Annotated in this window: 14 protein-coding genes and 1 pseudogene; 4 read left to right on the top strand and 11 right to left on the bottom strand. The window is 71.2% G+C overall.

Going from position 1 to position 15797, the window contains the following annotated elements:
- Window positions 1-11: 11 nt before the first annotated feature.
- Together DK412_RS20320 and DK412_RS20315 are read right to left on the bottom strand one after the other, a co-directional pair.
- Entirely contained in the window at window positions 12-1943 is a 1932-nt protein-coding gene (locus DK412_RS20320) for a long-chain fatty acid--CoA ligase (RefSeq protein WP_109973426.1), read from the bottom strand.
- The gene (locus tag DK412_RS20315; RefSeq protein WP_109973425.1) at window positions 1943-2752 is read right to left on the bottom strand and encodes an ABC transporter ATP-binding protein; all 810 of its coding nucleotides are present in this window, start codon (window positions 2750-2752) and stop codon (window positions 1943-1945) included. Before DK412_RS20315 ends, DK412_RS20320 begins: the two co-directional genes overlap by 1 nt.
- A 193-nt stretch (window positions 2753-2945) precedes the next feature.
- Between DK412_RS20315 and DK412_RS20310 the strand changes: the two genes are divergently transcribed.
- Together DK412_RS20310 and DK412_RS20305 are read left to right on the top strand one after the other, a co-directional pair.
- Window positions 2946-3599, top strand: a complete 654-nt coding sequence (locus DK412_RS20310) for a TetR/AcrR family transcriptional regulator (protein WP_109973424.1) — start codon at window positions 2946-2948, stop codon at window positions 3597-3599.
- Between the two features lie 489 nt (window positions 3600-4088).
- On the top strand, window positions 4089-5765 hold the full coding sequence (locus tag DK412_RS20305) for a methyl-accepting chemotaxis protein (protein ID WP_109973423.1): 1677 nt from the start codon (window positions 4089-4091) through the stop codon (window positions 5763-5765).
- A gap of 45 nt (window positions 5766-5810) precedes the next feature.
- Here DK412_RS20305 and DK412_RS20300 read toward each other — a convergent pair whose 3' ends face one another.
- From DK412_RS20300 to DK412_RS20280, 5 genes are all read right to left on the bottom strand, one after another.
- Window positions 5811-6146: a hypothetical protein gene (locus DK412_RS20300; protein WP_162596258.1), complete on the bottom strand. Its 336-nt coding sequence runs from the start codon at window positions 6144-6146 to the stop codon at window positions 5811-5813.
- A gap of 77 nt (window positions 6147-6223) precedes the next feature.
- Window positions 6224-7921 (bottom strand): hypothetical protein, encoded by a 1698-nt coding sequence (locus DK412_RS20295; RefSeq protein ID WP_109973421.1) that lies wholly within the window; start codon window positions 7919-7921, stop codon window positions 6224-6226.
- A gap of 66 nt (window positions 7922-7987) precedes the next feature.
- Window positions 7988-8917 (bottom strand): hypothetical protein, encoded by a 930-nt coding sequence (locus tag DK412_RS20290; protein WP_109973420.1) that lies wholly within the window; start codon window positions 8915-8917, stop codon window positions 7988-7990.
- Between the two features lie 40 nt (window positions 8918-8957).
- The gene (locus tag DK412_RS20285) at window positions 8958-9815 is read right to left on the bottom strand and encodes a hypothetical protein (protein ID WP_204165408.1); all 858 of its coding nucleotides are present in this window, start codon (window positions 9813-9815) and stop codon (window positions 8958-8960) included.
- Between the two features lie 261 nt (window positions 9816-10076).
- Window positions 10077-11246, bottom strand: coding sequence for an AMP-binding protein (locus DK412_RS20280; RefSeq protein ID WP_109973419.1), 1170 nt, complete (start codon window positions 11244-11246; stop codon window positions 10077-10079).
- A gap of 149 nt (window positions 11247-11395) precedes the next feature.
- Between DK412_RS20280 and DK412_RS20275 the strand changes: the two are divergent.
- A pseudogene (locus tag DK412_RS20275) lies at window positions 11396-11533 on the top strand (type II toxin-antitoxin system RelE/ParE family toxin); the annotation flags it as partial.
- A gap of 88 nt (window positions 11534-11621) precedes the next feature.
- Window positions 11622-11876 (top strand): putative addiction module antidote protein, encoded by a 255-nt coding sequence (locus DK412_RS20270; protein WP_109973418.1) that lies wholly within the window; start codon window positions 11622-11624, stop codon window positions 11874-11876.
- Window positions 11877-11950: 74 nt separating this feature from the next.
- Here the strand turns inward: DK412_RS20270 and DK412_RS20265 are convergent, their stop codons facing one another.
- The 4 genes from DK412_RS20265 to DK412_RS20250 form a co-directional block, all read right to left on the bottom strand.
- Entirely contained in the window at window positions 11951-12172 is a 222-nt protein-coding gene (locus tag DK412_RS20265; RefSeq protein ID WP_245447133.1) for a UPF0175 family protein, read from the bottom strand.
- A 10-nt stretch (window positions 12173-12182) separates the two neighbouring features.
- Window positions 12183-13049, bottom strand: coding sequence for a CoA ester lyase (locus tag DK412_RS20260; RefSeq protein WP_109973416.1), 867 nt, complete (start codon window positions 13047-13049; stop codon window positions 12183-12185).
- Between the two features lie 307 nt (window positions 13050-13356).
- Window positions 13357-13851, bottom strand: a complete 495-nt coding sequence (locus tag DK412_RS20255; RefSeq protein WP_245447131.1) for a MaoC family dehydratase — start codon at window positions 13849-13851, stop codon at window positions 13357-13359.
- A complete protein-coding gene (locus tag DK412_RS20250) occupies window positions 13848-15794 on the bottom strand; it encodes an acetyl/propionyl/methylcrotonyl-CoA carboxylase subunit alpha (protein ID WP_109973415.1) in 1947 nt (648 codons plus the stop codon). The genes DK412_RS20255 and DK412_RS20250 overlap by 4 nt, the downstream gene beginning before the upstream one ends.
- Window positions 15795-15797: the final 3 nt, after the last annotated feature.

The raw sequence follows: 15797 nt of genomic DNA, 5'->3' as shown, positions 1-15797 counted from the left end.
CCTCATGGCCCCTATTCGGCGGCGGCGAGGGTGGCGGGAGCCGCCGTGAGGTCGATCACCGGCAGGGTGGTGCGGATGCGTTGCGTCGTGCCGTCCTGGAACCGGATCACCGTATCGACCCGGTAGCTCGGCGCGCCGGCATAGATCGTGTCGATCAGGTCGGAATACTTCTCGTTGATGACGCCGCGGCGGACCTTGCGGGTGCGGGTCAATTCGCCGTCGTCGGCGTCGAGCTCCTTGTAGAGGAGCACGAACTTGGCGACGCGCTGCACGTCCGTAAGACCCGCATTCACCCGCTCGACTTCGGCACGGATCAGCGCGATCACCGCCGGCTTCGACGCGAGGTCGGAATAGGTGGTGAAGGCGATGCGGTTCTTCTCCGCCCATTTCGCGACGACCGCGTAGCGGATGCAGATCAGGGCCGCCAGGTACTCGCGCCCGGCGCCGAGGATCACGGCCTCGGCGACGTAAGGGCTGAACTTCAGCTTGTTCTCGATGTATTGCGGCGAGAAGCGCTCGCCATGGGCGTTGACGGCAAGGTCCTTGATCCGGTCGATGACGACCAGTTCGCCCTTCTTGTCGACGTAGCCGGCATCGCCGGTGTGCATCCAGCCGTCGCGCACGTCGCTCGGGGCGTTCGGATCGGCCTTGTAGTAGCCGTGGAACATGTTGGCGTGGCGCGCCAGCACCTCGCCGATGCCGTTGCGGTCGGGATCGAGCACCCGGATCTCGATGCTGTCGTCGAACGGCACGCCGACCGTGTCGAAATCGACCGTCTCGCCCCGGTGCAGGGTGTAGGCGCCGAGCGTCTCGGTCTGGCCGTAGAGCTGGCGCAGCGGCACGCCCATGGCGCGGAAGAACCGGAACGTGTCGGGCCCGAGCGCCGCGCCGCCGGTGGCGGCCGAGGTCAGCCGCGTGAAGCCGAGCCGGTCGCGCAGGGCCCGGAACAGCAGGGCGTCGGCGGCGGCTGAGCGCGTCCCCTTGTCGAGGGCGGAGAGCCCCATCGTCATGCCGCGCTCGTAGAGGGCGCGCTTGAACGGCGAGGCGTCCATCATCCGGGCGCGCACGTCGGCGGCGACCGCCTCCCAGACCCGGGGGGCGAACAGCACGAAGGTCGGGGCGATCTCCCGGAAGTCGTGCATCAGCGTGTCGGCATCCTCGACGAAGTTGACCTTCATGCGAGAGAGGAGCGCCTGGCCCAGCGCGTAGACCTGCTCCATGATCCAGGGCAGCGGCAGCACCGAGACGTAGTCGTCCTCCGGCCCCTTCGGGTCGGCGGCGAGGTAGCGGGCGCAGTGGCGGAGCACGCGGCCGCCGCTCAGCATCGCGAGCTTCGGCCGCGCCGTGGTGCCCGACGTGGTGCAGAGGATCGCCACCGCCTCGGCCCGGGTCGCGTCGACCATCCGGTCGTAGAGGCCGGGATCGGCCGCGTGCAGGGCCTCGCCCCTGGCCGCGAGGGCGTCCGCCGAGATCAGGCGCGGATCGTCGTATTTGCGCATCCCGCGGGGGTCGCAGAACACGATGTGGCGCAAGGTCGGCACGCCGTCGGCGAGGTTGAGGAGCTTGTCGACCTGCTCCTCGTCCTCGGCGATCACCGCCTTCACCCCGGCGAAGGCCAGGAGGTACTGGACCTCGTCCTCGAGCGCGTCGCGGTAGAGGCCGAGCGACAGGGCGCCGAGCGCGTGGGCGGCGATCTCGCCCGCCACCCAGTCGGGCCGGTTGTCGCCGATCAGCCCGACGACGTCGCCGTTGTCGATGCCGAGATCGGAGAGGCCCAGCGCGAAGGCGCGGGTGCGGGCGTGGTACTCGGCCCAGGTCGTCGGGCGCCAGAGCCCGAAGATCTTTTCCCGCAGCGCGACCTCGTGCGGGTGCTCGGCGGCGTTGAGGCGCAGGAGCTTCGGGAAGGTGTCGGCGCTCTCTGCCCGCGCGGTGAAGTCCGTCATCACGACACCGCCCTGACCGGTTCGGGCGAGGCCGGTTCCTCGTCCTCCTCGCCGAGATAGGCCTTTCGCACGTGCGGATCGGCCAGGACCGCCTCGGGGCGGCCGAGCGCGATGCGGCGGCCGAAATCGAGCACCATCACCCGGTGCGAGATGTCCATGACCACGCCCATGTCGTGCTCGATCATCACGACGGTCATGCCGAACTCCTCGTTGAGGTCGACGATGTAGCGGGCCATGTCCTCCTTCTCCTCGAGGTTCATGCCGGCCATCGGCTCGTCGAGGAGGATCAGCTTGGGCTCGAGCGCCATGGCGCGGGCGAGCTCGACCCGCTTGCGCAACCCGTAGGAGAGGGTGCCGGCAGGCGCCTTGCGGTAGGCCTGGAGGTCGAGGAAGTCGATGATCTCCTCGACCCGGCGGCGATGCGCCAGCTCCTCGCTCTGGACACCGGGCAGCCAGTACAGCGAGCCGGTGACGAAGTTGTTGCGCATCAGGTGGTGGCGCCCGACCAGGATGTTGTCGAGCACGCTCATGTGGTGGAACAGCGCGAGGTTCTGGAAGGTGCGGCCGATGCCGAGATTCGGACGCTGGTTCGGCGTCGCCTTCGTGATGTCGCGCCCGTCGAGCAGGATCTGGCCCTCGGACGGCCGGTAGCGGCCCGAGATGCAGTTGATCATCGAGGTCTTGCCGGCGCCGTTCGGGCCGATGATCGAAAAGAGTTCGCCCTTCTCGACCGCGAAGCTGACATCCGTCAGCGCCTTGACGCCGCCGAAGCGCAACGAGATCTGGCGAACCGCGAGGGTTTCCGCCACGCCTGATCCTCCCCTGAGGATGGCGGCCGCGCTCGTGTCCGGCGCCGCTCTGCCATTCTGGGATGCCGGGTATGCGTCCCGGTCATCCGTGATGAAAATACGTTCGACTGTTTTTTTCCGAGCGTCAAGTGCTACACTGGGCCGACGAAAGTCGTGGGGCGGCACGCCCCGTGAGGGCGGGGTTAGGGGCAGCATGGCGCGTATCGCAGGCTCGTCGGGACCGCGGACCGAGGAGGCCATCCGGCGGGCGGGGTTGAGCCTGATCGCCACCCACGGCTACGCCGCGATGAGCCTGCGCCAGCTCGCGGCCGAGGTCGGCATCCAGCAGGGCTCGCTCTACAACTACTTCCGCAACAAGCAGGAATTCCTGTTCGACCTCATCCGCGGGCACATGCTCGACCTGCACGCCGCCCTCGACGCGGCCCTGCTGGCGGAGGGGACCGGGGAAGAGCGGCTGACCCGGTTCACCGAATTCCACGTCGCCTATCACGTCGAGCGGCCGCAGGAGGTGTTCATCTGCTACTCGGAGCTGCGCAGCCTGGAGCCCGACAACCTCGCCGCCGTGGTGGCGATGCGGCGCGACTACGAGCGCAAGCTCGGCGACATCCTCGACCACGGCTGCGCCACCGGCGAGTTCCGGCTCGCCGACACCCGGATGGCGACCCTGGCGATCCTCGCGATGCTGTCGGGCATCTGCACCTGGTACAAGCCGGAGGGGCGGCTCTCGACGACGGCGTTGCAGGAGATCTTCACCGGCATGGTGCTGGCGCTCGCCCGCGGCGGGGAGCCGGCGGCGGCCGCGGTGGCGCCGCGGCGGCGCGGGGCGCTCAGGGCGGGAGTCGGTTGAAGCATTCTCCGTCGAAACGGAGACTCATTCGCCGATCGTAAGCCACTCCCCCTTCCCCGGACGACTGGAGCGTCAGCGGAAGGAGATCCGGGATCCAGCACAGGAAGTGCCGCGAAGCGGCTCCGAATGCTGCACCGTTGCAGGCACAAGGACGCTTCGCGACTTCTTGTGCTGGATCCCGGATCTCCTTCCACTTCGTTGCAGTCGTCCGGGAAAGGGGAGTGGCTTGCGATGGAACGCCCGCTCGCCGGACATGCGCCGTTCGCGACCGCATCGCACAGCGATCAGGCGCTGGTCCCCGGGACGCCGGGCGGCGGCCGTGCCCGGACGCGGCCATATGTACCGTCACCGCCCGATGCCGCACGGTCAAGATCTTCGCGATCGTGCACAAATCGTTCCAAGCGCTTACAATGTATACCGAGCGTTCACGACCAGCCCTCTAGGTCCAACGGGACATCCGGCGAGGACCGGATCCGGAGCGGCTGCCCCATGTTCGTGCTCACCCTTCCCCGCAAGTTCGCCCTGCTGATCGCACTCGCGACGTTGAGCCTGGTCGCCCTGGGTGGGATTGCGCTCAATTATCAGTACGAGGCGATGCTGGCGCAGCGCGTCGAGCGGATGGCGCTCATCACCGAGGCCGCGGCCAACGTCGTCGAGCGCTACCGGCAGAAGGCCGAGAAGGCCGAGATGAGCGAGGCGGCGGCCCGCGAGGCGGCGCTCGCCGACATCGCGGCGATGCGGCACGGCCGCGACAATTACCTGTTCGTCAACGACGCCGCCGGCACCGTGATCGCCCACCCCTCCGCGAAGGTGGTCGGCCGCAACCTGATGGGCGTGACCGATTCGACCGGCTTTCGCTACGTCGCCGACGTGATGCCCCGGGCGGCGCGGGACGGGGTGGCGACGTTCCGCTACACCTGGGTGCCGGAGGGCGCGACGGCGGCCGTGCCGAAGATCGGGCTGTTTCGCTACTACGCGCCCTTCGGCTTCTCCATCGGCGTCAGCGAGTATGTCAGCGACCTGCGCGAGATGATCGTCGCACAGATCGAGCGCCTCGCCGTCGCCGGCCTCCTCATCGTGCTCGTCCTCGGCGGCGCCTCTCTCCTGATCGTCCGCTCGGTGGTGCGGCCGATGGAATCCCTGCGCGGCGCCATGGGTTCTCTCGCGCAGGGCCGCACCGACCTCGCGGTGCCGGAGGCCGGGCGGCGCGACGAGGTCGGGGCGATGGCCCGCGCGGTGCTGGTGTTCCGCGACAACGCGATCGAGCGCGAGCGCCTGCGCGGCGAGAGCGAGGCCGAGGAGCTGCGCCGGATGCGCCGCGCCGCCTCGCTCAACGAGCTGATCCAGGGCTTCGAGGCCTCGATCACCGGCGTCGTCGCCACCGTCGCGTCGGCCTCGGGCGAGCTGCGCGGGACCGCCCAGACCATGACCGCCACGGCGACGCAGACCGCGGCCCAGTCCACCGCCGTCGCGGCCGCCGCCGAGGAGGCCGCGTCCAACGTCGAGACCGTCGCGGCGGCCGCCGAAGAGCTCGGCGCCTCGGTGCAGGAGATCGGCCGCCAGGTCGACGGCTCCGCCCGCCTCGCCCAGGCCGCCGTCGCCGAGGCCGGCCGGACCGCCCATCAGGTCCGCGCGCTGACCGAGGCCACCGCGCGCATCGGCGACGTGGTCGGGCTGATCTCGTCGATCGCGGCCCAGACCAACCTCTTGGCGCTCAACGCCACCATCGAGGCCGCGCGCGCGGGCGCCGCGGGCCGCGGCTTCGCGGTGGTGGCGGCCGAGGTGAAGGAGTTGGCGGGCCAGACGGCACGAGCCACCGAGGAGATCACGAGCCAGATCGCGGCGATCCAGGCCTCGACGGGTCAGGCGGCGGGGGCGATCGGCCAGATCACGGCGCGGATCGAGGAGATCTCGGGCGTGGCGACCTCGATCGCCGCGGCGGTGGAGGAGCAGGGGGCGGCGACGCAGGAGATCGTGCGCAACGTCAGCCAGGCGGCGGCCGGCACCGGGGAGGTGACGGGCAACATCGCGGGCGTGGCGGGCGCGGCGGAGGAGACGGGGGCGGCGGCGAGCCAGGTGCTGGGCGCGGCCACCGAGCTGTCGCGCCAGTCCGAGCGCCTCTCGGCCGAGGTGGCGCACTTCCTGGCGCAGGTCCGGGCGGCCTGACGGCCCAGCGCTCGAACGGGCCCGACGGCGACGCTCGCCCCGCCGTCAGGCCTCGAACACCACCTCGAGGTGGACCGGGAACGGCGTGCCCTGCGTGTCGATGCGCCCGCGCGCCTTCGGCGCGGCGCAGGGGGACGGGCGGGCGAGGAGGGGCTTGAGCAGGCCGGGCAGGGTCGCGCGGTTGAGATGCGCGCCGAAGCACAGGTGCAGGCTGTGGCCCCACAGCATGTAGGTGTCCCACGGCCGGTCGGTGCGGAACCGGCCCGGCTGCGGCACCGCCAGGGGATCGAACATCGCCGGCAGGTTGGCGGCGAACACCATCGTGCCCTCCGGGATGCGGCGGGCGCGCAGGGTACCGGGGGCTGGGATCGCGTCGCGCATCGCCCGGCGGTAGATCACCGGGTTGAGCGGGCGGAAGCGCAGGGCCTCGAACAGGTGGGGCGCGATCGAGCCGTCCTCTAGGTCGGGTCGGTGATGCCCGTGCCGATCAGGCGGAGCGCCGTCATGCTCGGCACGAAGAAGTAGTCGCCGCCGCGGGGCTCCACGAGCTGGGGCAGGTCGTTGCAGATGTAGGGCCGCTGCCCGCTGCCCGGCTCGACCGCGATCACGAGCTTCGGATCGTGATGGGAGCCGCCCTTCGGGTGGTTGCCGATCAACGGGCAGGTGTCGCTGCCGGCGTTGAAGTCGAGGCCGTACTGCATCCATTGCTGCTGCACGAACTCGAACTGGCGGAACAGGTTGGTGCAGATCGCCAGGAAGATGATGCCCTGCTCGCCGGAATCCCGGCCGCTGCCGCCCTGGGACGGGCCGCCATAGGGCAGGCCGCGGCGCAGGATGCGGCGGCGGTTGACCAGCGCCGAGCCGTCGCCGGCCTTCGGGTCCGGGTCGGTGACGTGCGGGTCGAGCATGTCGCGCGGGTTGGCCCGGCGCATATGGGCGGCGACCGGGCAGGTGGTGCCGGAAAGGTCGTCGCGATACGTGAAGTCGGTGTAGCGCAGGGCGAGCGCGGCGAGCTTCGGCTTGTCCCGGGCGGCCTTGGCCTTGGCCAGTTCCGCCTGGAACGCCAGCCAGTCGGCATGGGTCGGCGCGGCCTGGAGCGGAATCCCGTCCTCCCAGCGCCCGACCAGCTTGGCGCGCAGGGTCGCCTCGGCCTCCGCCTGGGGGATGCCGTGGATCGCGGCATAGCGCGCGCCCTGCTGGCGGATGTAGGTCGCGAAGCTCTCGACGTTCTCGTGCAGCTTGCGATAGGCCATGAAGGTGCCGTTGCGGCTGAACTCGATCGGCATCGCCGCGCCGGGGACCTCCTGCGCCTCGTCGGGGTAGCCGAGCAGGAACTCGCCGGTGGCGAGCGGCGCCCAGGTCTGGTCGGGCAGCAGCTTGCCGCCGCCGATCACCCGCAGCGCCTCCAGCGCCGGCGGGAACTGGCCCTCGAAGACCGGGTCGCCGAAGCCGTCCGAGAGCCCGAAATGCTCCTTGTTGGTGGCTGCGAGGCCGTGCTCGCCCGGGCTCAGGACCGCCGACATCTCCTGGAAGTCGGCCCCGTCCGGCCCGGTGCCGGCCAGGAGCACGACTTGGCCGCCGGACGCCCCGCACAGGTCGCGCAGGCGTTGCGTCTCCGCCTCGAGCTCGGCGACCGGCGTGCCGTCCGCCTCCATCTGCGCGTTCAGCATCACCACGATATGGACGCGGTTCTCGCCGGAGGAGTCGCGCCAGACCGGGTCGCGTTTGTCGCGGAAGGGGTCGTCGCCGAGGATCTCGGCCCGCTGCGCCATGCCGTCGATGAACTCGTCGGGCATGCCCCGCAGGGTGCGCACCGGGACGCCGAGGGCGAGGAGGCCGTAGAAGGTGAAGGCGAGGTTGAGCGTCACTTTCGGCTTCACCAGGGTCACCTCGCCCGGATAGTCGGCCTCGCCCTCGGCGCGGGCCACGTCCTTGAGGCGCGGGGCGCGGCGGCGCACCAGCGCCTCGCCGCGCTCGGGGTCCTTCCAGCGCGCGGCGGTGGTGACGAGCGGCCGCAAGCGCTCCACGAAGGCGCGGCCCTCGCGTCCGTCGCCGCGCACGGTCAGGAAGAAGGCGCGGGCCTTGGGGAAGCCCTGCCGGCCATAGGCCCGCAGGATGCCGCCCTGGATGTCGGCGAGGTCGAGGAGGGTCGTCATGCCGTGGGTTCCGGGCGAGGTGCGGCGCGCAGGCCGGGATCGGTCGGGCGGGGCCGGCCGGCGGCGTCAGCTGCCGATCACCCCGGGGGCCTGCGTCGGGCCGGCGATGTCCGCCGGGCGGTGGGTGGCGAGGAACTGCCGGAACGCCGCCCCGCGCGCCGGCAGGGTGGCCCCCTGCTGGGCGATGGCGAAGCGGGTGAAGGCCTGCTGCAGGTAGAGCGCCTTCAGCACGTGCCGCAGGGTCGCGTCCGGCGCCGCGGGCAGCGGCCGGGCGCCGCGGCGCATCACGATCCAGTAATCGACCGCGACGCCCGCGAGGCCGAGCACCAGCGCCAGGACCAGGCCGGTGGGCCAGCGCACGAGGTGAAAGAGGGCGGCGAGGAGCGGCAGCGCCACCCCGAGGGCCGGCGGGGCGATCACCAGCCAGCGCGAGGGCGACGACAGGGGCGGCTTGCCGATCCAGTAATCGTTGAACGGCATCGTCGTCTCGACCTGGCACGGCAGCAGGAAGTCGGCGAAGGACTTTCCGTCGCGGACCTCGCGGAAGCCGTAGCAGAAGCGGAACACCGCCTCGAGCTCGCGTGGCATCAGCCCCCAGAGCTCCTCGCAGTAGCGCCGCGCCGGGTCGGGCCCCTCCGGGTCGAAGTCGATCATCACCAGGAGGTAGGGGCAGGCGAGGACGTCGTTGGCCTGCGGGATCAGCAGGTCAGTCTGATGCACGGCGTCCGACACCGCGTCGCTGTGGTCGCGCCCGTTGAAGAACGGCTGGTCGAGCACGACGAAACGGGCGAAATGCGTGCGCGACGAGCGGGCGAAGGGGCTCTGGATCCCGACCTTCACCGCCTCCGGCGATTGCAGGGCGGTGGGCAGCGTCTCCAGCGCCTCACGCACCATGTGGACGGGGGAGCTGCGCAGGCCCTCGTGCTCGACGATGACGTCGTTCTTGATCGGCACGATCGCGGTGAAGAAGTAGTGACCGCCGTCGAGGTTCGGCATCTCGGCTCTCCTGGTCAGCGCGTCCGGTCAGCGCGTCCGGTCAGCGATCTTGGCGGCGCGCGGCGCTGCGGCGGGTGCGGCCCTTGATCAGGGCCTCGACGGTGGCCCGGACCTCGCCGGCCTGCGAGGCCGACGCGTCGGCGCGCGGGGCCGCCTCGATGCTCTCCAGGGCGGGCCCCCCGCCGTCCGGGGCGGGCACCTCGCTTTTCTGGGTGGGCGCCGCCTGGACGACCTCCACCGGCGGCGGGCCGCTGCCCTCCCGGCCCCAGCGGGCCCGCACCATGGCGCAGCGATGCAGGTCGGCGATCGCGGTGTCGCGGCTCGCCACCGGCCCGTAGCCCGGCGTGCCGAGGCAGCCCTGGTTCTCGGCGAGCACCCGGTCGAAGGCCGCCGCGAGGGCGTCGTCGCCGCCGTCCGGCCTCACCGCCCGCAGGGCGGCGGCGAGCTGCAGCGCCAGCTTGATGTCGCGCTGGCCGCTGCCCGGCGTCGCGTTGTAGTAGTAGCCGGTATCGACCTGGTTCGCCCGGATGTACGACTTGAACGGGGTGATCGGGATCGAGTTCGGGTACTTGGTGCTGCCGTACCAGAACAGGTCGAGCCCGTTGGGAATGCCGTCCGCGAACGCGTCGATGTACTGGTCCCAGGTGCCGTTGAAGTTGCTGCAGAACAGCATGGTGTCGTTGGCGAGCACCTGCTTCGGCTGGCCGCGCTGGGGCCACTGGTCGCGCCGGATGATCACCCAGCGGGCGAAGTGGATCAGCGACAGGCCGAGAAGACCCGACAGAGTCCCGGGAAAGACCCGCGCCACCATGAAGATGAAGCGATTGAGCCAAGTCCATCGCGGCCGGATCGGCGTCACGACGTTCATGCCATAGGCTTTGCCCGCCACGTTCGACATGCGCCTGTCCCCGATTCGTGCGGAGACACTATCACAACCTAGAGAGACATCAATGCGGAGCGGAATTCGGGCCGATGGAAAATCGAGCCGCGCGCGGCCGGCGGATGCCGAAGGGGGATGTTCTAACGCGAATTGCTGGCAGCGCTGCGTCTTGATGACGATATGGCGGGCACGAATGTCGTCAATTTGGGAATGATGCTTCGGGGGCGAGACTAGACGATATGACGGGCGGCGGCCCTGAATGTCCGCCGCCCGCGGCCGTCAGCCCACCGGCCGCTCGTCGGCGATGACCTTGCCGTCGTTGGGCAGGCTGCCGGGATCGACGATCTCGACCGTGCCGCGCAGCTTCGTCACCGCCCGCAGGGTCTCGGTCACCGCCTCGGCCAGGGCGGCGTCGGTCGTCCCGGTCTCCGCCCGCAGGGTCATGACGTCGGCCTCGTCGGCCCGGGTCACCACCAGGCGCAGGCGCCCGAGCTCCGGGTGGCGGCGGGCGATCTCGGCGACCTGCTCGGGGCGCACGAACATGCCCTTCACCTTGGCGGCCTGGTCGGCCCGGCCCATCCAGCCGCGGATGCGCGTGCCCCCCGGCAAGGCCGCCGTGAGGTCGCCGAGCGCGTAGCGGATGAGCGGCCGGTCGAGGTCGAGCACCGTGACGACGATCTCGCCGACCTCGCCCTGCGGCACCGGATCGCCGGTGCCCGGCCGCACGATCTCGAGGATCAGCCCGTCACTGACGAGGAGGCCGGGTTCCCCCGGCGTCTCGTAGGCGATGAAGCCGACATCCGCCGTGGCGTAGGCTTGGGCTGCGGCGATGCCGCGCTCCCGGAACTCGGCCTGGAGCGAGGGCGGGAAGGCGGCGCCCGAGACGAGCGCCTTCGTCAGCGACGACACGTCCCGCCCGGCCTTGGCGCCGGCATCGAGCAGCACCTTGAGGAAGTCCGGCGTGCCGACATAGCCGGCGGGCCGGTAGGCCTCGATCAGGTCGAGCTGCTGCTCGGTGTTGCCGGGCCCGGCCGGGATCACCGCGCAGCCGAGCGCCCGCGCGGCGGTGTCGAAGATGAAGCCGCCCGGCGTCAGGTGGTAGCCGAAGGTGTTGAGCACCACCTCGCCGGCCCGGAAGCCCGCGGCCGCGAGCGCCGGCGCGCCGCCCCACGGATCCTCGCCGGCCCGCTGCGGCTCGAAGATCGGCCCCGGCGAGGTGAACAGGCGGGGAAATTCCCCGGCCGGCCCCGGCACGAAGCCGCCGAAGGGCAGGGCCTCGCGCTGGCGCGCCGGCATCTCGCCCTTGCGCAGGACCGGCAGGCGGGCGAGCGCCGCCCGGTCGGTCACGGTGGCGGGGTCGATCCCGGCGAGGTGGGCGGCGTAAGCCGGGGCCTTCAGGGCGGCCGCCAGGGCGTCGGGGAGGCGGGCGAGGAGGGCGGATTGGGGCATCGTGGGGCGGTCTCCCGGGAGATGGCCCGCGCGTTGGCCGCGCGGTTGCGTCAGGATTGCAAGGAAGGGCTCGCGATGACGACGGTGGCTGCGCGCTTGCCCGTCAACCCGAGCCCCGGTACACGAGGCATCATCGATGCCGTAACGTCATGGCGCGCATACAGCAGCATCCCGAGTTTGCGGCGTGGTTCTCGAGGCTGCGCGATGCGGCGGCATTCGCCCAGATCGCCAGGAGGATCGACCGGCTGGCGCTCGGGAATCCGGGCGACGTGGCTCCGGTCGGTGATGGCGTGAGCGAGATGCGCGTTCATGTCGGCCCTTGCTACAGAGTCTACTTCCTTGGCAGCGGCCCTCTGAACGTCGATGGTGACAATCATGACAGACGTCCGGCTCACCCCCTACGATACGGCGGACTACCTCGACAGCCCGGAGCGGATCGCCGCCTACCTCGAAGCGGTGCTCGCCGAGGACGATCCGGCGCTCGTCGCTCGTGCGCTCGACGCCGTCGCACGGGCGCGCGGCCTCGCTCGCGGAGAGGTGCAGGCGGGGGCGACGCATCCGGCCGCCGTCATCGACCTGCTGCACCGGCTCGGGCTCAGGATGAGCGTCGCCCCGCTCGGAGCATCCTGAGACAGCCTTGTCTGCGATCTGAACTCTGCGGTTCCTTTCTCGCCGGGCCCGCTGGGTGGAGACCGCAGAGCGCGTCACAGGCCGATGCGATCGAGGTCGCGCGGATCCTGCGTCAGGTCCACCTGATCGTAGTCGGCGTAGAGACTGCGCTCCTTGAGGAAAGCGTCGAGCGCCATCCGGGTGCCGAAGCCGAGGCGGCGGCGCAACTCGGGCTGGGTCAGCCGCCCGGCCTGGAATTCCTCGACCGCGAGTTCTTCCAAGGCGCGCCGGGCGAGTGCGTCTCCGTCCGCCTCCATCCGCACCATCTCACCCCACCCGCGCCAGCAACCGCTCCGCCCGCCGCAGGTGCGGCCGGTCGAACATCTCGCCGTCGATCCCGACGACGCCGACGCCCGGCGCTTCGGCGAAGGCCGCCACGACCTTCCGCGCCTGGGCGAGCGCGGCCGGCGTCGGCGTGAAGGCCTCGTTGATCACCGCGACCTGCGCCGGGTGAATCGCCATCTTGCCGACGAACCCGTCGCGCCGCGCCGCGCGGCACTCGCGGGCGAGGCCGTCGAGATCGCGGAAGTGGGCGTTGATGGTGTCGATGGCGTCGACTTCCGCCGCGGCCGCCGCCATCAGGGTCAGGTTGCGGGCGAGCCCGAACGGCGCGCTCCAGGCGCCGTCCTCCCCCCGGTTGGTCTCGGCGCCGATGTCGGCCGAGAGGTCCTCCGCGCCCCAGGTGACGCCGGAAAGCCGTGGGCTCGCTCCCGGCAGGGTGGACAGCGCGAACACCGCCCGGGCTGTCTCGGTGGCGATCGGCAGGATGCGGGTGGCGCCGTCGGGCAACCCGTGTTCGGCCTCGTGGACCGCGAGGCGGGCGCCGAGATGCGCCACCGAGGGACCGCCCTCCGCCTTGGGCAGCATGATCCCGTCGGGGGCGTGCGGCATCACCGCGGCGAGGTCGTCCTCGGTGAGGCCGGTGTCGAGGGCGTTGACGCGGACATAGAGCCTTGGCCGGCCGGCCTGGTCCCGCATTCGCGCGAGGAAGCCGGCTGCGACCTCGCGGGCCTTCGGCTTTTCGGCCAGCGCGACGGAATCCTCCAGGTCGAGGATCAGGGCGTCGGCCCCGACCTCCAGACCCTTCTCCTGCTTGCGGGGGGAGTCGCCGGGCACGAACAGCAACGAGCGCATGACGGGGAGCCTGCCTGGTCTGATCTGACGATTATTCTTAGTGTCTCTCACAAAACTCCCGATCGCCGTTGTCGCTGGCTGTGGCGGCGTCAGCGCGGCGGGGGTTTTGCGAGGTGCACTTTATCCCACCCGCGACCTCATCCTGAGGTGCGAACGCAGTGGGCCTGGAAGCAGGGCTCCAGATGCCGCGGTGATCGCTGGAGCCCTCCTTCCAGGCCTTCGCTGCGCTCCGGCACCTCAGGATGAGGTCGTGGGTGGGAGGAGGAATGTCACCCGCGGCGTAAGCCCCGGCAAGCCGGGCCGGCGCTCACGCCTCCGCCGCGGGGCGCTTGCGCATCATCGCCTGGCGGCGGCACTCGGCCACCAGCGTGCCGTCCTGCTTGTAGGCGCGGTGGACGAACTCGACGATGCCGGCCTCCGGCCGCGAGCGCGACTCGCGCTTGGCGACGACCTCCGTCGTCACGTTCACCGTGTCGCCCTCGAACAACGGCGCGGGAAAGCGCGTCTCGGTCATGCCGAGGTTGCCGATCGTGGTGCCGACGGTGGTGTCGTTGACCGAGATGCCGATCATCAGCCCGAGGGTGAACAGCGAGTTCATCAGCGGTTTGCCCCACTCGGTCTCGGTGGCGCAGAAATGCGCGTCGATGTGGAGCGGCTGCGGGTTGAGGGTCATGTTGGAGAAGAGCATGTTGTCCATCTGCGTCACCGTGCGGGTGAGGCGATGGCGGAGCGTCGCGCCGACCTCGAAATCCTCGAAGTACAGCCCGCCGCGCGGATGGGTCGAGACCGGGATCGTGCTCACGCGGCGTCCTCCGTCGTCAGGGTGATCAGGCGGGCGCCTTCGGCGACCTGCTGGCCGGCCTCCGCCGCCACCTCGGCCACGGTGCCGTCGGCGGGCGCCGTCAGCGCATGCTCCATCTTCATCGCCTCGACCACCGCGAGGCGCTGGCCACGCACGACCGTGTCGCCCGGGGCGACCAGCACCGCGACGAGGCGGCCGTGCATCGGCGCCTTGATGGTGCCGCCCTGGTCGATGTGGTCGAGATCGACCGCGAAGGGATCGGGCGGGGAGAGGGCGATCTGGCGGCCCTCGGAGAGCACCAGCACGCCGCCCGGCGCGTCGATCACCGCAAGGGCGGTGGGCTCGGGGCCCGCCTCACCGTATTCCACGCTCGGCCCGGACGCCCCCCAATGCAGCACGGCCTCGGCCGGTTCGCCCTCGAGCGCGAACGGAAACACCTGGCGCCGGGCCTCGCCGAGCTGGAACCCGTCCGCCGCGTCCCAGGGCGAGCCGGTGACGGCGGGGGTCGCCCGCGCCACCAGCGCCCGGATGCCGGCGCGGATGGCGGCGTCGCGGTGCGGGCTCGGGGCGGTCAGGGTCGCGAGGTCGCGGTCGATGAAGCCGGTGTCGAAGCGGCCTTCACGAAAATCGGGCGCCTCGACGAGCGCCTTGAGGAAGGCGACGTTGGTCTTCGGCCCCGCCACCCGGGTGCGGCCGAGCGCTTGCGCCAGCCGGTCGAGGGCCTCCGCCCGGGTCGCCCCGTGGGCGATCACCTTGGCGATCATCGGGTCGTAGAACGGCGTCACCCGGTCGCCCGCGCGCACCCCGGTATCGACCCGGATGCCGTCGCCCGAGGGCAGGTCGAGGGCCCGCAACGGTCCGGTCGAGGGCAGGAAGCCGTGATCCGGGTCCTCGGCGTAGAGCCGCGCCTCGACGGCGTGGCCGTGGATGGTCAGCCCGTCCTGGCCCACCGGCAGCGTCTCGCCGGAGGCCACCCGGAACTGCCACTCGACGAGGTCGTGGCCGGTAATCGCCTCGGTCACCGGATGCTCGACCTGGAGCCGCGTGTTCATCTCCATGAACCAGAAGCCGTCGGGCCGCAGACCCTCGCGGCCGTCGGCGATGAACTCGACCGTGCCGGCGCCGACATAGGCCACCGCCTTCGCCGCCTCCACGGCGGCCCGGCCCATGGCCGTCCGGACCGCCTCGGGCATGCCGGGGGCGGGCGCCTCCTCGATCACCTTCTGGTGGCGCCGCTGGAGCGAGCAGTCGCGCTCGAACAGGTGCACGGCGTTGCCGTGGGCATCGCAGAACACCTGGATCTCGACGTGGCGCGGCGACAAAATATACTTCTCGACCAGCACCCGCGGGTCGCCGAACGCGTTCTGGGCCTCGCGCTGGGCGGAGGCGAGGGCATCGGAAAAGCCCTCCGGCCCCTCGACCCGGCGCATGCCCTTGCCGCCGCCGCCCGCCACCGCCTTGATGAGGACGGGGTAGCCGATGGCAGCGGCCTCCGCCGCGAGGAAATCCGGATCCTGGCGGGCGCCGTGATAGCCCGGCACCACCGGCACGCCGGCTTCCGCCACGAGGGCCTTGGCGGCGTCCTTGAGGCCCATGGCGCGGATGGCCGAGGCCGGGGGACCGACGAAGACGATGCCGGCCTGCGCGCAGGCCTCCGCGAAGTCCGGCCGCTCGGAGAGGAAGCCGTAGCCCGGATGGATGCACTCGGCTCCGCTCGCCCGGGCGGCCGCGATGATGCGGTCGATGCGAAGGTACGACTCGGCGGCCGCGGCCGGGCCGATGCAGTGGGCCTCGTCGGCGAGGGCGACGTGCAGCGCGTCGCGGTCGGCCTCGGAATGGACCGCGATGGTGCGCATCCCGAGGGCCTTGGCGGTGCGGATCACCCGGCAGGCGATCTCGCCGCGATTGGCGATGAGGACGGAGGCGAGGCGGCGAGTGGTCATGGC

The organism is Methylobacterium sp. 17Sr1-1 (assembly GCF_003173775.1).
In the GTDB taxonomy this organism is placed as follows: Bacteria; Pseudomonadota; Alphaproteobacteria; order Rhizobiales; family Beijerinckiaceae; genus Methylobacterium.
The sequence above is the reverse complement of the archived record's forward strand: the minus strand, read 5'-3'. Positions and strand labels throughout refer to the sequence as shown.

Excerpts from the sequence above, each read along its gene's own strand:
- DK412_RS20290 (WP_109973420.1), bottom strand. The coding sequence starts at position 8,917 with ATGCCGAACCTCGACGGCGGTCACTACTTCTTCACCGCGATCGTGCCG.
- DK412_RS20320 (WP_109973426.1), bottom strand. The coding sequence starts at position 1,943 with ATGACGGACTTCACCGCGCGGGCAGAGAGCGCCGACACCTTCCCGAAG.
- DK412_RS20310 (WP_109973424.1), top strand. The coding sequence starts at position 2,946 with ATGGCGCGTATCGCAGGCTCGTCGGGACCGCGGACCGAGGAGGCCATC.
- DK412_RS20265 (WP_245447133.1), bottom strand. The coding sequence starts at position 12,172 with ATGGAGGCGGACGGAGACGCACTCGCCCGGCGCGCCTTGGAAGAACTC.
- DK412_RS20260 (WP_109973416.1), bottom strand. The coding sequence starts at position 13,049 with ATGCGCTCGTTGCTGTTCGTGCCCGGCGACTCCCCCCGCAAGCAGGAG.
- DK412_RS20305 (WP_109973423.1), top strand. The coding sequence starts at position 4,089 with ATGTTCGTGCTCACCCTTCCCCGCAAGTTCGCCCTGCTGATCGCACTC.
- DK412_RS20280 (WP_109973419.1), bottom strand. The coding sequence starts at position 11,246 with ATGCCCCAATCCGCCCTCCTCGCCCGCCTCCCCGACGCCCTGGCGGCC.
- DK412_RS20250 (WP_109973415.1), bottom strand. The coding sequence starts at position 15,794 with ATGACCACTCGCCGCCTCGCCTCCGTCCTCATCGCCAATCGCGGCGAG.
- DK412_RS20285 (WP_204165408.1), bottom strand. The coding sequence starts at position 9,815 with ATGTCGAACGTGGCGGGCAAAGCCTATGGCATGAACGTCGTGACGCCG.
- DK412_RS20295 (WP_109973421.1), bottom strand. The coding sequence starts at position 7,921 with ATGACGACCCTCCTCGACCTCGCCGACATCCAGGGCGGCATCCTGCGG.
- DK412_RS20300 (WP_162596258.1), bottom strand. The coding sequence starts at position 6,146 with ATGCGCGACGCGATCCCAGCCCCCGGTACCCTGCGCGCCCGCCGCATC.
- DK412_RS20270 (WP_109973418.1), top strand. The coding sequence starts at position 11,622 with ATGACAGACGTCCGGCTCACCCCCTACGATACGGCGGACTACCTCGAC.